Source organism: Allomuricauda sp. ARW1Y1 (genome assembly GCF_013407935.1).
GTDB lineage: Bacteria > Bacteroidota > Bacteroidia > Flavobacteriales > Flavobacteriaceae > Flagellimonas.
Genome location: NZ_JACBZU010000003.1, coordinates 392,985 through 406,247, shown reverse-complemented (window position 1 = coordinate 406,247; position 13,263 = coordinate 392,985). Strand labels below are relative to the sequence as shown.

At 41.5% G+C, this 13,263-nt stretch carries 15 protein-coding genes; 10 read left to right on the top strand and 5 right to left on the bottom strand.

Going from position 1 to position 13,263, the window contains the following annotated elements; translation table 11 throughout:
• The first annotated feature begins 54 nt into the window (after nucleotides 1-54).
• The 10 genes from GGE08_RS10715 to GGE08_RS10675 all read left to right on the top strand — a co-directional run bounded on the left by GGE08_RS10715 (nucleotide 55) and on the right by GGE08_RS10675 (nucleotide 10,232).
• On the top strand, nucleotides 55-1,557 hold the full coding sequence (locus GGE08_RS10715; protein WP_179384875.1) for a thymidine phosphorylase family protein: 1,503 nt from the start codon (nucleotides 55-57) through the stop codon (nucleotides 1,555-1,557).
• A gap of 12 nt (nucleotides 1,558-1,569) precedes the next feature.
• Nucleotides 1,570-2,463, top strand: coding sequence for a ribose-phosphate pyrophosphokinase (locus tag GGE08_RS10710; RefSeq protein WP_179384874.1), 894 nt, complete (start codon nucleotides 1,570-1,572; stop codon nucleotides 2,461-2,463).
• Between the two features lie 32 nt (nucleotides 2,464-2,495).
• A complete protein-coding gene (locus GGE08_RS10705) occupies nucleotides 2,496-3,110 on the top strand; it encodes a hypothetical protein (protein ID WP_179384873.1) in 615 nt (204 codons plus the stop codon).
• 6 nt (nucleotides 3,111-3,116) lie between these two features.
• The gene (locus GGE08_RS10700; RefSeq protein WP_094997470.1) at nucleotides 3,117-3,410 is read left to right on the top strand and encodes a phosphoribosylpyrophosphate synthetase; all 294 of its coding nucleotides are present in this window, start codon (nucleotides 3,117-3,119) and stop codon (nucleotides 3,408-3,410) included.
• Nucleotides 3,411-3,427: 17 nt separating this feature from the next.
• Nucleotides 3,428-5,515 (top strand): copper-translocating P-type ATPase, encoded by a 2,088-nt coding sequence (locus GGE08_RS10695; RefSeq protein ID WP_179384872.1) that lies wholly within the window; start codon nucleotides 3,428-3,430, stop codon nucleotides 5,513-5,515.
• The gene (locus tag GGE08_RS10690) at nucleotides 5,515-6,774 is read left to right on the top strand and encodes an MFS transporter (protein ID WP_179384871.1); all 1,260 of its coding nucleotides are present in this window, start codon (nucleotides 5,515-5,517) and stop codon (nucleotides 6,772-6,774) included. The genes GGE08_RS10695 and GGE08_RS10690 overlap by 1 nt, the downstream gene beginning before the upstream one ends.
• 2 nt (nucleotides 6,775-6,776) lie before the next feature.
• Complete coding sequence (locus GGE08_RS10685; RefSeq protein ID WP_179384870.1) at nucleotides 6,777-7,970, top strand: phosphatidylserine/phosphatidylglycerophosphate/cardiolipin synthase family protein; 1,194 nt, start codon at nucleotides 6,777-6,779, stop codon at nucleotides 7,968-7,970.
• Between the two features lie 172 nt (nucleotides 7,971-8,142).
• Nucleotides 8,143-8,595 carry a pyridoxamine 5'-phosphate oxidase family protein gene (locus GGE08_RS10680; protein ID WP_179384869.1) on the top strand — a complete coding sequence of 151 codons (453 nt, stop codon included), beginning with the start codon at nucleotides 8,143-8,145 and terminating at the stop codon, nucleotides 8,593-8,595.
• Nucleotides 8,596-9,114: 519 nt separating this feature from the next.
• Nucleotides 9,115-9,381, top strand: a complete 267-nt coding sequence (locus GGE08_RS16045; protein WP_036378989.1) for a transposase — start codon at nucleotides 9,115-9,117, stop codon at nucleotides 9,379-9,381.
• Nucleotides 9,382-9,401: 20 nt separating this feature from the next.
• A complete protein-coding gene (locus GGE08_RS10675) occupies nucleotides 9,402-10,232 on the top strand; it encodes an IS3 family transposase (protein WP_257024007.1) in 831 nt (276 codons plus the stop codon).
• 196 nt (nucleotides 10,233-10,428) lie between these two features.
• Here GGE08_RS10675 and GGE08_RS10670 read toward each other — a convergent pair whose 3' ends face one another.
• From GGE08_RS10670 to GGE08_RS10655, 5 genes are all read right to left on the bottom strand, one after another.
• Complete coding sequence (locus tag GGE08_RS10670; RefSeq protein WP_179384867.1) at nucleotides 10,429-10,791, bottom strand: metal-sensitive transcriptional regulator; 363 nt, start codon at nucleotides 10,789-10,791, stop codon at nucleotides 10,429-10,431.
• Nucleotides 10,792-10,849: 58 nt separating this feature from the next.
• A complete protein-coding gene (locus GGE08_RS16120; RefSeq protein ID WP_257024006.1) occupies nucleotides 10,850-11,056 on the bottom strand; it encodes a GDCCVxC domain-containing (seleno)protein in 207 nt (68 codons plus the stop codon).
• Nucleotides 11,056-11,658, bottom strand: coding sequence for a mercuric transport protein MerTP (merTP, locus tag GGE08_RS10665; RefSeq protein ID WP_179384866.1), 603 nt, complete (start codon nucleotides 11,656-11,658; stop codon nucleotides 11,056-11,058). The genes GGE08_RS16120 and merTP overlap by 1 nt, the downstream gene beginning before the upstream one ends.
• Nucleotide 11,659: 1 nt before the next feature.
• Entirely contained in the window at nucleotides 11,660-12,031 is a 372-nt protein-coding gene (locus GGE08_RS10660; protein ID WP_179384865.1) for a metalloregulator ArsR/SmtB family transcription factor, read from the bottom strand.
• A gap of 89 nt (nucleotides 12,032-12,120) precedes the next feature.
• Nucleotides 12,121-13,233 (bottom strand): DUF4238 domain-containing protein, encoded by a 1,113-nt coding sequence (locus GGE08_RS10655; protein ID WP_179384864.1) that lies wholly within the window; start codon nucleotides 13,231-13,233, stop codon nucleotides 12,121-12,123.
• Nucleotides 13,234-13,263 lie beyond the last annotated feature (30 nt).

The window sequence follows — 13,263 nt, the reverse complement described above, 5'->3', positions numbered from 1 at the left end:
GAATACTATTGGGGCATCACCAGAACTATTAAATATAAAATAACGAAAAGAGTTATGGGAGAAAAATCAAGTACTTTAAAATATAAACACTTGGGCATTTATACACAGAATGAGCATGTGGTCTATATGCGGGAAGATTGCCATGTATGCGTTTCCGAAGGTTTTGAAGCATTGACAAGAATCCGTGTATCCAGTTTCAGCACGTCCATCGTTGCCAGTCTTAATGTAATAACATCGGATGTACTGCTAGCCGGAGAGATAGGCTTATCGGAAGCGGCGGCGAAAAAATTAAAAGTGTCCGGAAATGAAACACTAAGGGTGTCGCACTTGGAACCTATAGATTCCTTAAGCCATGTAAGGGCCAAAATCTACAATCAAAAATTAGTTTATACGGCCTTCGAAGAAATTATTACGGATATCGTTGAAGGAGATTACTCCAACATTCATCTTTCGGCTTTTATTACGGCCTGTGCCGGAAATAGATTGGATGTCAATGAAATCTCGGATCTCACAAAAGCCATGATCGCTTCTGGAAAACAATTGGATTGGAACAAGAAAATCGTGGTCGATAAACATTGTATCGGCGGTTTGCCAGGCAACAGAACAACGCCTATCGTTGTGGCCATTGTTGCAGCCTACGGGCTTACCATGCCCAAAACATCATCGAGAGCTATTACTTCCCCGGCAGGAACAGCCGATACCATGGAGGTATTGACCAATGTTACCCTTTCTTTGGAAGAAATCAAAGCTGTTGTTGAAAAAGAAGGAGGATGTTTTGTTTGGGGTGGTACCGCGCAATTAAGTCCGGCAGATGATATGCTCATCAAAATTGAAAAAGCCTTGGATATTGATAGCGAAGGGCAGTTGATTGCATCGGTACTTTCCAAAAAAGCGGCAGCAGGTTCTACCCATGTGGTCATTGATATTCCCGTCGGCGAAACGGCCAAGGTTCGTACCAATGACGCTGCCATGAAGCTTAAGGAACACCTCGAAGTCGTGGGCAAAGCTGTTGGCCTTAATACAAGAGTAGTTATTACAGATGGCACACAGCCAGTCGGCAGAGGTATTGGTCCAGCCCTTGAAGCAATGGACCTCCTTAGTGTACTCAAGAATGAAGTTGATGCCCCGAAAGATTTAACAGAAAGGGCTGTTCTGTTGGCAGGCGAACTATTAGAGCTTTCTGGCGAAATCGAATCGGGAAAAGGGAAGCAAACCGCCAGAGGGCTATTGGAATCAGGTAAGGCATACAACAAATTTCTCGCTATCTGTAAAGCCCAAGGTAATTTTAAACAACCCCTTCTAAAACCGTATAAATTCGAAATAAAAGCAAAAAAAACAGGTGTTTTACGACGTATCGACAATAGAAAGATTGCAAAACTTGCCAAACTATCCGGTGCGCCCCAATCCAAATCTGCCGGTATTTTATTGAACGTTCATTTGAACCATGAAATAGAAAAAGGCCAGTTACTCTATACGCTCTTTGCAGAATCGCAAGGGGAGTTGAACTATGCTTTGGAATATTATGAGAGCCATGACGATATTATAACAATAGAATAAAAAAAAGGACAAATGCAAACTATATTATTCAGTCTTCCGGGAAACCAAGAACTCACGGAATTGTTAGCGGAGAAAATGAAAGTGGAAATCGGGGAATGCACCATACGCAAATTTCCTGACGGGGAATCTTATACTCGAATCCTTTCCGATGTAAAAGACAAATGTGTGGTCATGGTCTGCACCTTGCACGAACCCGATGAAAAACTATTGCCATTGTATTTTTTAAGCCACACCGCAAAATCTTTGGGCGCTATGTGCACTTGCTTGGTGGTTCCCTATTTGGCCTATATGCGACAAGACAAGGTGTTCAATAAAGGAGAAGGGGTTACCTCCGGGTTTTTCGGTAAATTGATTTCAGGTTTTGCCGATAGCATCACGACCATTGACCCCCATTTGCATAGAATACATTCGTTGAGGGAGGTATACAATATTCCGAACAGGGTCATCCATGCGGCGGACGAAATATCAAAATACATCAAGGAAAACATTCATAATCCGGTACTCATCGGACCCGATTCCGAGAGCGAGCAATGGGTTTCAGATGTGGCAAAAAAAGCGGGAGTACCCTTCACGGTGTTACAAAAGGTTCGTCATGGCGACCGTGATGTTGAGGTTTCCGTGCCCGATGTAGATAAATATAAGGAAGCGACACCGGTTTTGGTAGATGATATTATTTCTACCGCCCGGACCATGATAGAAACAACGGAACATTTAAAAAATGTAGGAATGAAACCACCGATTTGCATAGGTATCCATGCCGTATTCTCAGGAAATGCCTATCAGGATCTGTGGGACGCATATGTGGAGGATATCATTACCTGCAACACGATTCCACACCAGTCAAATAAAATTGATTTGAGCGATGTAATCGCCAAGGAAGTAAAAGAATTGATGCACCACATATGAAAATAGGATTGTACTTAATAGCATACGTTTTTATGATTTTTTCCGCATACCCACAAGATAAAATGTTGATCGGGCAATTGTCCGATAGACTGGTTGTACGGGAAAATTTTGATAAAAATGGAGACTTTCTGAACAAGCAAACTTTTAAAGCCGGAAAGCTAAAAGAAGCCAATGGATATTATGAAATAGAGGTTGTGACCGAACTCTTTGATGAAAATGGAGCTTCCACCGATAAATATACCACCACCTACCGATGCAAACCTGATGAATCCAGTATTATGGTAATGGCCTTTCCTTTTTCAAAGCCAAAATCCAAGGAAACCGAAATCAATACAGTGTCCAAAAATTTCAAGGAACTCTATGACCTTGCGAACTTAGAGAATGTTGAACTCGAAATGAGCTTTGATTCGGGATTGTTGAACTTCTTTGGTTCCAATAGTAAGATTAAAATTTATGACCGCGTGTTGGAATCCAATGGAAATGGAAAAACAATCAAATCCAGAATCAACATAAAGGCCTACGCCATAGGAATACGAATTAAACAATTGGACTATGTTGCAAGTGAAAAACTTACAAGTAAGAACTTGTTATCATTCCAGAAATTTACCGAGAAAGACGGTAGCTATTTTACGATGACATACAAATAACAAATGATGAGAAACTATGACACCCTATCAGAGGCAATTAATGATTTACAGATCAGGGGATATACCTATGATTTTAATTTGGCCCCCGACTGTATAAAATGTGCTTCATTGGAATTGGAAATCCATCCTGAAGATTTTGATGTGGATGAAACCCATCGTTTTGAAGGTATGAGCAGTACGGACGATAACAGTGTTCTTTATGCCATTTCATCAAAAGATGGTATAAAGGGGCTTTTGGTAGATGCCTATGGGGTCTATGCTGAAAATATCTCGGAAGCAATGCGAAAAAAATTACGATAACCCTTAAATAGAATACTATGGACAATCACGAAGATCAAAAGAACAAAAAAATAGATCATTCCAAAATGAAACACACCAAAGAAGACCATTCAAAAATGGATCATGGAAGTGGAGACCATTCGGGACACAATCCCGCTCACGGACAAATGGGTCACGACCACCATAAAATGATGGTGGAGGACTTTAGAAAACGGTTCTGGGTAAGCACGATTGTGACCATTCCCATTCTGTTCTTCTCACCCATGATTCAGGATTTTTTTGGGTATGACCTATTGCTTCCCGGAAATCCATATATCCTATTTACACTATCCACCTTCGTCTATTTCTGGGGCGGCTGGCCTTTCTTAAAAGGTTTTTACAATGAGATAAAATCCAAGGGTCCTGGTATGATGACCCTAATCTCAATGGCCATAAGTGTAGCCTATTTCTATAGCGCCGCCACGGTTTTCGGCCTCCCTGGTGAGGACTTTTTCTGGGAATTGAGCACCTTGATCGTTATCATGCTGTTGGGACATTGGTTGGAAATGAAATCGGTGCTCGGAGCATCCAAGGCACTCCAACTTTTAGTCAGTATGCTGCCCGCTGAGGCCCATAAAGTTGTGGGCGATAAAATTCAAGATGTAAAACTAGAGGATTTACTAAAAGATGACATCATATTGGTTAAACCCGGCGAGAAAGTACCTGCCGATGGTATCATCACTGAAGGATCCAGCTACCTGAACGAATCGATGCTCACAGGCGAGTCGAAGCCGGTGAAAAAAGAAGTGCAAGATAAGGTCATCGGAGGTTCCATAAATGGCAATAGTACCTTAAGGGTAAAGGTAGAGCATACTGGAAAGGACAGTTACTTAAACAAGGTAATCAAGATGGTCGATGAGGCCCAACGCACAAAATCGAAGATGCAGAACCTTTCGGATCGGGCAGCCAAATGGCTGACTTATATTGCTTTGGCCATTGGCTTTGGCACATTGGCTGTTTGGCTAATTTTAGGTTTCCCATTTGTTTTTGCATTGGAAAGAATGGTGACTGTTATGGTTATTGCTTGTCCACACGCATTAGGACTTGCCATTCCGTTAGTTGTCGCAATATCTACCGCAGTATCTGCCCAAAATGGTTTATTGATCAGGAACCGAACGGCCTTTGAAGAATCCCGTAAAATATCAGCTTTGTTGTTTGACAAGACCGGAACTCTTACAAAAGGTGATTTTGGGGTGAACAGAATCGAGTCGGTCGACAAATCATACAGCGAGGATGAAATACTAAGGCTGTCCAGCGCTCTGGAACAAAGCTCCGAACACCCCATTGCCGTAGGTATCATCAAAAAAGTCAAAGAAGAGAACATTGAGATTCCAAAGCCCAAAAACTTCAACGCCATAACGGGCAAGGGTGTAGAGGCAATCGTAGAGGGTAAAGATGTCAAGGTAGTAAGTCCGGGATATCTTCGGGATGAAAAAATCGAAATTCCCGAAGATGCCTACAGCGATGCCGCAGAGACCGTAGTTTTTGTTCTAATAGATGGAAAATTAGCAGGCTATATTGCGCTGGCTGATGAAATACGGCCAGAATCTGCCGATGCCATCAAAGTATTCAAAAAGAATAACATCAAAGTCTTAATGGCTACGGGCGATAATGAAAAAACAGCCAAAGCTGTGAGTGACAAACTTGGTTTGGATGGGTATTATGCCGAGGTACTCCCCCATCAAAAAGTCGAAATTGTTGATGAACTGGAGGACAAAGGAGAGTTTGTGGCTATGACAGGTGATGGAGTCAATGATGCACCGGCATTGGCAAAGGCAAATATTGGCATAGCAGTGGGTTCAGGTACAGATGTGGCCGCTGAGACAGCCGACATTATTCTGGTGAATAGCAATCCTAAAGATATTGCCAACCTCATACTGTTCGGTAAAGCCACCTATAACAAAATGATTCAGAATTTGGTTTGGGCAACGGCATATAATGTAGTGGCTATCCCGTTGGCCGCAGGTGTCTTATATTCATCCGGTTTTGTCTTAGGCCCAGCAGTAGGTGCTGTATTTATGAGTTTGAGTACAATTATCGTTGCCATTAACGCCCAGTTATTGAAAAGAAAAATCGGGAAAAAGTAATGAATAGAAAGGACAAACTCAACAGGATATTTTTAGTGCTGTTGAGTTTATTTGTGGTAATGCTCGGCTACGGTATTTTATTGCCTACCCTCCCCTATTACACGGAAAGACTGGCTCTAAAAGACAATCTGGATACGGACCTTATCAACTTCCATATCGGAATGTTGACCAGTATTTATCCGTTGTTCCAGCTCTTGTTCGTTATCGTCTGGGGCAAGCTTTCCGATAAATACGGCCGTAAACCTATAATACTATTGGGGCTTGTAGGATTTGTCGTGATGAACTTGCTAACGGGTCTTGCCACTTCCCTGTCGATGCTCTATATGGCCCGTATCATAGGGGGCATCTTTACGTCAGCGGTCGTTCCTGTCAGTAATGCCTATTTAAGTGATATTACCTCAGAAAAACGAAGAATCAAAATAATGGCCTGGTCCGGGGTCGCTATCAGTTCCGGTGTGATATTTGGCCCTGTTCTGGGGGGATTTCTGTCGCAAACGAACCTACACTATACATACTCTTTTGGAGTGTTCCACTTAGACCGTTTTTCGGTTCCCTTTATTTTGGCCGCTCTTTTGGGCTTTGTGGTATTGCTGATAATCATAAAATGGCTGAAGAATACCGAAATAAAAAATCGTATTGCTTCTGAGGCAGTCAAATTCAGTTTTTCCCTGAGTAACTATTTTATCATTTTGTTGCTCTTATCCTTTGCGATGCAGTTTGTGGTTACCTTGTTTGAGACCGTGTTTTCAATTTATGCGAAGGATGAGTTGGCCTTTACAACCAATCAGGTGGGTATTGGTTTTATGCTTTGTGGTTCTGTAATGGCCATTTTACAGCCTGTATTTGCGACCTATGGCGAAAAAATACTGACCTCAAAGCAGCAAATAACATTGGGGTTATTAATATCCGGTGTTTCGTTAATTGTCTTCCCTTTTGTAAGCGGTGAACTATACATTTATGTAACAATAATAATTTTCGCAGCTGGGGGAGCCATGGTGACACCAAACCTGCTTTCGGCAGTTTCTTTGATTTCCAGGGAAAACACGGGAAGGAATATATCCATTCAAAGTTCCACGAACAGTATCGGTCAAATTTTGGGTCCGGTATTGGGGACTTGGCTGATAGCGGGAGGGTTTTATTACCCTTTTATTATTGCCGGTGCAACCATTTTGGGTGCTATGGGACTGGTTTACTTTTTGAAGCGACCAAATGAAGGGATTGACGGGCCCTTATTGGCCAACCAGCATAAAAAAGGGTAACAATGGACCATAGATATGCAGTTAGAAAACGTAGTAAAACGGCACTTCAAAATGCTGCTGACGATTCGAAATATATTGAATTGGTTCGTTCGGGAGAAGACTATTTTTTAAGGCTGGAAAAGTTAATCGATAAGGCAGAAAAAGAAATCCATTTACAGACCTACATTTTTGAAAATGATGAAACAGGAAACCGTATAGCCTCCTGTTTGAAGAAAGCCGCTCAACGCAAAGTAAAGGTATATGTCTTATTGGATGCCTATGGTAGCGCTGCATTACCCAATAGTTTTACCCAGGATTTGGTGCAGCATGGTATTTTATTTCGTTTTTTTTCGCCTTTATTCTCTTTGAACAATTTTTATATCGGCAGGCGGATGCACCATAAAATTGTGGTCGCCGATGAAAAAATGGCATTGATAGGCGGAATCAATATTGCCGATAAATACCACGGAACCACAGGTTCGGAACCTTGGTTGGACTATGCCGTTCAGTTGAACTGCCCGGCAGCTGAAAATCTACAAAAATTGTGTAGCGATTATTTTTTCAAAAAAGGGAGTTCAAAAAAAATACCGCCAGTATTACATTCGGCAGGTAGCGCACTCGTGGGAATTTTACAAAACGACTGGCTGCAGCGAAAAACAGAAGTCTGTGATGCCTACACGAACGCCTTTATACATGCCAAAAAGGAAATAGTAATCGTGGGCTCGTATTTTTTACCTGGAAACAGATTGGCAAAGGCTTTGAAAAAGGCGTGTAAAAGAGGAATAAGAACAACGGTGATCTTAGCGGGTATTAGCGATGTGCCTTTGGTGCGTAGGGCAACCGAACATTTGTACTCCTCTTTTCTAGACGGTCATGTGAGAATTTTTGAATGGAACAAATCCGTAGTACACGGTAAAGCTGCGGTGGTTGACAACAAATGGTCTACCATAGGTTCATTTAACTTGAACAGTCTTAGTTGCTATGGCAGTATTGAAATGAACGTAGAAGTCCATTCCGGAGAATTTGCCGAAAACCTTCGGGCTGACTTTGAAATGGTTATAAGCCAGTGTAGCGAAATTACAAAGGAGAGCCTAAGACAAAGAGCCGGTATATTCAATAAGTTGGGTAATTGGATTTCTTACCAAATGGTACGCACAACCATGTTTTTTCTAACCTTTCTTCCGCATTTAAGGTTTTTAAAAAATTATAGATTATAATATGTTGGCAAGTGGTTAAATGGTTAACTCGTTTATCCGCCTTTACGATTCAAGCGGCAAACCATGCGGCACAACAGCTTAAAAAAATCTATAATCAGTGGCGGAATACAAGCGGTAACTACACTTGACACAATACATATAAAACGATTGGTAATATCGAAAAACAATAACAATGACAGATTTAACAACTAGCGCAATCGAACGCGTACTCAGGAACAATTACCTCGGCCACTTGGCTTATCTATGGCAAGGGAAGCCCCATGTGATTCCCATTACCTATTATTTTGACCCTACGGACAATACGATCATTAGCTATACCTCGGAAGGCCATAAAATCGATGCGATGCGAAAAAACAACTCCGTCACCGTACAGGTCGAAGAAATACAATCGATGTTCAATTGGGAATCGGCCATGGTGCACGGTACATTCGAAGAACTAGAGGGCAACATTGCCAAACAAAAGTTACACCTTTTTACCGAAGGCGTGAAGAGCATTATCCGTAGAAAAGAACGGAGAGAGGTTCAGTTTATCAATGAATTTTCGAGCAAATTATACGAAAGGGGAAATCCGATTGTCTATCAGGTCAAAATACTTGAGATTTCAGGAAAACGACGGGAAACGTAAAAGCAACATCGCTAATCGGATAGACCTTTTTGGCCTTAACAACCCAACAGGTCTAAATTCCAATGCAAGAATCTTATTTGTATTTTGAAATTATTTAGTGAATGGCCATTTAAAACAACTTGGAACCTATCTAACTATAGTTCTTTAAAATAGATGTACTTAGTGTTAGGATAAGATGTAACTTTATGTCAATCAAGTAATGCCAAAACAAACAATTTACATATTATCACTTTCCTTGTTGGTTATGTGGTCTTGCAAAAAAGACGACCAAAGTTCACAACAAGTCAACCTTTTGTTTACCGAAAATAATTTAGCAGGAGATTGGAAAAGGATTGCAGAATTTAGCGGACAGCCCAATGATTCATTGGGCATATTGGAGCCCTTGGAAGATTTGTTTGCCCAATTCGAAAATTGCCGAAAAGATGACATTATCAGATATGTTAAGGGCGACTGTAACCCTCCCAAAAAATCGGACTGGTTTGAATTAGACAAAAAGTTTAATTTTAACAGTCAGATATTATGAAGAGAACCAAGTTTACCGAGAGCCAGATCGTATCCTGCATCAAGCAGTACGAATCAGGGGTCAAAGTGGACCAGATCTGTAGGGAGATGGGCATCCACAAGGCCACATTTTACAATTGGAAGAAACGATATTCGGGGATGGACAGCCTCGAGCTCAAGCGCCTGAAGGAACTTGAGGAGGAGAACCGCAAGCTCAAGCAGATGTATGCGGACATGGCCCTTGACAACAAGATGCTCAAGGACGTGCTCTCAAAAAAGTGGTAGGCCCCGGTGAGAGGAAAAACATGGTGGCCTACCTGAGGGAATATTACAGGGTAAGCATCACCAGGGCCTGCAGGACATTGACGTTCCCAAAATCGATGTACTATTACCGCTCTGTGAAAGATGACAGTGAGGTAATCGACAAACTGTTGGAACTTTCCGTGGCCAAGCCAAGGGAAGGACAGGACAAATACTATCAGCGGATAAGACTGGAAGGCCATAAATGGAACAAGAAGCGGGTCAGGCGGGTATACCTGATGCTGGGCCTGAACTTGAGGAGAAAGACCAAAAAGAGAGTACCCAAGCGGGTCAAGGAGCCCTTGGTGCTGCCCGATGGTCCGAACATGACATGGTCCATGGACTTCATGAGCGATTCATTGGTGCACGGGAGAAGGTTCAGGACGTTCAACATCATCGATGACTTCAACAGGAAGGCCATCGGCGTGGAGGCCGAGTTCAGTTTCCCTGCCATGGGCGTGGTACAGGTACTGAAGAGGGCCATCGGGGAACACGGTAGGCCCGAAAAGGTCAGGGTGGACAACGGCCCCGAGTTCCTTGCGCTCGATTTCACGAGATGGTGCGAGGCCCAAGGGATAGATATCCAGTACACACAGCCGGGAAGGCCCATGCAGAACGGGTTCATTGAACGGTTCAACCGTACCTACAGACAGGATGTACTTGATGCACATCTGTTCGAGGATATTTCACAGGTACGCATATTGACCGAGGAATGGATAAAGGATTACAACATGAAACGGCCACACGAGGCCCTGGGTGGGATCACCCCGGAACGTTATGAAAAGGAATTCTCTTCCAAGCAAGCTTGCTTGGAAGAACAAACAAAAGTTGTCTAACCAATGGTCCGAGAAAAGGGAGGGTTACACTTGACGTTTCATATTTCTATTTTTTTATCTATTTAAAATTTCTTTACGCGTCATTGAATTCAAACAACGAATCAAAGGTAGAATGGTGGGTGGGGTGGTCTCCAAATAAAATTTCAAAAAAAATGACCCACACGTGCGGGTCATTAAATAGGTTGTGATTGTGGGGTCAATCATTTTTGTAGTTTTCGAGCTTGGCCTTTAACGCATCAATTTCCTTCATCTTTTCCGTTAGGCTGTCCAATTCCAAATCTGGAAATTGCTTTCTTATAAATTCGATACGTTCTTCGTTGCCACAATTTCCAGGACAAGCCTCAACAGTTTCCGATATCTTAATGGCAAGGGTCTTTCGATAGGTCTCATCAAGGAGCAGATAATGTGCCTTGTCCAATGCATTCTTCACGGCTTTGAACTGAACCAGAATTTTTTCGGGGTCAGAACCCTCGTCCAATAACCTGACCAGTCCGCTCACCTGTCCGTTGATGCTTTGAAGTCTCGTCTTGATGTCTTGGCTTAAATCTTTCGGTATCATAGGTTTCAATTTCATTGCAATATACGGTTGTGGATGGGGTGGTCCCCAAATATTTTGGTCAACAACAGGAAGATCGATTCTGTATGGGTGGACAGGCGACAGAGCCATAAGAACAAAATACACAACAATCGCCTTCTTTTGGACGAATTACTTGCTTGCAATCATTGCATTCATAAAAGAACTGGCAAGCATCGGTTGGCATTTCCTCCTCTTTTTCATGACCACAGTTAGGGCAGGTAATCGTGGATTTTAAGATAACCTCCATTACTCAATGATTTGGTAACCAGTTTTTCCAATGGCGGAAGCGATCTCATCAGGTGTTACTTTGCTCTTGTCATACTTCACCAGAGCACTGGATGTTCCGTAGTCCGCATCCACTTCCAAAATACCTTCCAATTTATTTACCTCGTGTTCAATATGGGCCTCACATCCTGCACAGGTCATCCCCTGAATGGAATAGTTCAATTCACCCACATTGTTTTCAGATACGTAAACGACCTGTTTCCCAATGCTAGGATTGGGATAGAAAAAATGTGAGTAATAGGGAAACGCCAACATCATACCCGCAAAAATTGTCATCAAAAACAAAAACATTTTTGATTGGATGAACTTGGGTTTGTCATCCTCACAGGCACAATCAATTTCGTCCTGGGATTTTGGCTTCAGCTTTTGGTACCAGGCAAATGCAAGTACCAATAGGGTCAGGCCTATGAGATAAGGTCTAAGGGGCTCTACCCAAGAAAATGTCGAGGCAATTCCGCTTGTTCCTGCAATCAATGCCAAAACTGGGGTTATGCAGCATATTGATGCCGCTATTGCTGAAATTATTCCAGTACAAGCTGCATTTGATGCTTTAGATGTGTTCATTCTATGCTACTTTTTTGTTTTCTTTAAGCCTACCGAATATTGCTTCCAACACTTCGCTTGAATCTTTGACCAAAGAGTAATATAGCGTTTGGCCATCTCGTCTCGAAGTAATCAATCCGGCATCCTTCATTTTTCGAATGTGTTGTGAAATTGCTGGGACACTCATTTCCAAAATATCTGAAAAATCACATGGACAAAGCTCACCTTCCTCGTTCAACAGGAAAAGAATCTTTAGTCTGGTCTCATTACCTGCCAGGGCCAGTACCTTTCCAACACCATTGATTAATTCTGAACTTGTCTTCAACGTATCACGACAGCGCATCAATTGCTTCTGGTCTGCCTCGGCACGGGTGCAACTTAATTCAAGAGCCATAATTAATTTTTAGCAAATTTACAATTATATAATTATTTAAGCAAATATTTAAATATATATTCATTACAAGATAGAATTCAAGCTCATTGTTATTTCCACTGTCCCATTACAATAAGCAATCGCTTCAATTGTAGCAACTGATTTTCGTTCTTAAAATACTTGTGAGCCACCATTTTTTTGAGCTGTGCAGTCGCTTCATCTGATGGAAATCCTGAAGTCTCGCAAATTTTGTGAAAATTTTGCATTTCTTCAAGCTTGAATTTTGCTTTTTCAACAAACCTCTCAGCATTCTCGTCATCTTCATAGCTTGATTGAATCTCGAAATGCCTTTCAATCGTTCCGGGTTTACCAATTATCAATTTTTCTGCATTACTTTGGATAATTGCGTTCGTTGTAAAAACGTAATCCCTATCTTGAACCATTCTGTTAATTCTGGTTTGACCGTCGGCAATACTATTCGGAAAGATTTCCAGATAATATTTAGTGTCCAGTGGTAAGGTAATTACCGAATCTGGATTAAATAGACCTTCGAATCGGGTTGAGTTTATGCCACGAATCGAGACTGGATTGTCGCAGGTAATTAAAGGTGCATTCGCATCATCGATTCGATGTACATTTATAGTGCAATCGTATTTGAAGTCTACAAATTCTTTCCACCTTTCCAAATGATTAACTATGAATTTTAGTCTATTCCGCTCTTTGAATTCGTGTCTAACCGTATCAATGTCTTTCTTATTGAACTCATATTTTTCCTCTTCAAAAGTGAACTTTACATCGCCGTTAGCATTAGCATATAGCAACATCCTATCTAAAATTTGGTCAGTGAACGCATTCTGATGATTAAGAACTTTTGGGGTACGGAAGTAGAGCGATAGGCAAACGTATAATACCTGTCTTTTTTGTTCAGGCGTTAGAACCATTACCTTTTCATCTGTCAGTAGCGTATAAATCTTTGGAAACTCTGAATCTACGTGTTCAGCGTAGTGATGTTCCAAAGCATATTTTTTATCGACTTCGGCATTGGGAATCGTGTAGAGATTCTTTTTAAAGCAAATACTTTTTGTACTGATTTGTTCCAACAGAAATTCATCTTCTAACTTGTAGGCATCAACAAAATAGTTGCCGTTTTTTCCTTCAACACCAAAATTTTTAAGGTACGAGCGAGGAATATAATGCTGTTTTACTGGTTTGTTTTTAGGCATAATTGAAATATAGCATTTCTTCTAAAATTT

What these genes read in the sequence shown, in the direction of transcription:
- merTP (WP_179384866.1), bottom strand. Translation starts at nt 11,658, where the DNA reads ATGAACACATCTAAAGCATCAAATGCAGCTTGTACTGGAATAATTTCA.
- GGE08_RS10655 (WP_179384864.1), bottom strand. Translation starts at nt 13,233, where the DNA reads ATGCCTAAAAACAAACCAGTAAAACAGCATTATATTCCTCGCTCGTAC.
- GGE08_RS10685 (WP_179384870.1), top strand. Translation starts at nt 6,777, where the DNA reads ATGGACCATAGATATGCAGTTAGAAAACGTAGTAAAACGGCACTTCAA.
- GGE08_RS10680 (WP_179384869.1), top strand. Translation starts at nt 8,143, where the DNA reads ATGACAGATTTAACAACTAGCGCAATCGAACGCGTACTCAGGAACAAT.
- GGE08_RS10670 (WP_179384867.1), bottom strand. Translation starts at nt 10,791, where the DNA reads ATGATACCGAAAGATTTAAGCCAAGACATCAAGACGAGACTTCAAAGC.
- GGE08_RS10715 (WP_179384875.1), top strand. Translation starts at nt 55, where the DNA reads ATGGGAGAAAAATCAAGTACTTTAAAATATAAACACTTGGGCATTTAT.
- GGE08_RS16045 (WP_036378989.1), top strand. Translation starts at nt 9,115, where the DNA reads ATGAAGAGAACCAAGTTTACCGAGAGCCAGATCGTATCCTGCATCAAG.
- GGE08_RS10690 (WP_179384871.1), top strand. Translation starts at nt 5,515, where the DNA reads ATGAATAGAAAGGACAAACTCAACAGGATATTTTTAGTGCTGTTGAGT.
- GGE08_RS10675 (WP_257024007.1), top strand. Translation starts at nt 9,402, where the DNA reads ATGGTGGCCTACCTGAGGGAATATTACAGGGTAAGCATCACCAGGGCC.
- GGE08_RS10710 (WP_179384874.1), top strand. Translation starts at nt 1,570, where the DNA reads ATGCAAACTATATTATTCAGTCTTCCGGGAAACCAAGAACTCACGGAA.
- GGE08_RS10695 (WP_179384872.1), top strand. Translation starts at nt 3,428, where the DNA reads ATGGACAATCACGAAGATCAAAAGAACAAAAAAATAGATCATTCCAAA.
- GGE08_RS10660 (WP_179384865.1), bottom strand. Translation starts at nt 12,031, where the DNA reads ATGGCTCTTGAATTAAGTTGCACCCGTGCCGAGGCAGACCAGAAGCAA.
- GGE08_RS10705 (WP_179384873.1), top strand. Translation starts at nt 2,496, where the DNA reads ATGATTTTTTCCGCATACCCACAAGATAAAATGTTGATCGGGCAATTG.
- GGE08_RS16120 (WP_257024006.1), bottom strand. Translation starts at nt 11,056, where the DNA reads ATGGAGGTTATCTTAAAATCCACGATTACCTGCCCTAACTGTGGTCAT.
- GGE08_RS10700 (WP_094997470.1), top strand. Translation starts at nt 3,117, where the DNA reads ATGAGAAACTATGACACCCTATCAGAGGCAATTAATGATTTACAGATC.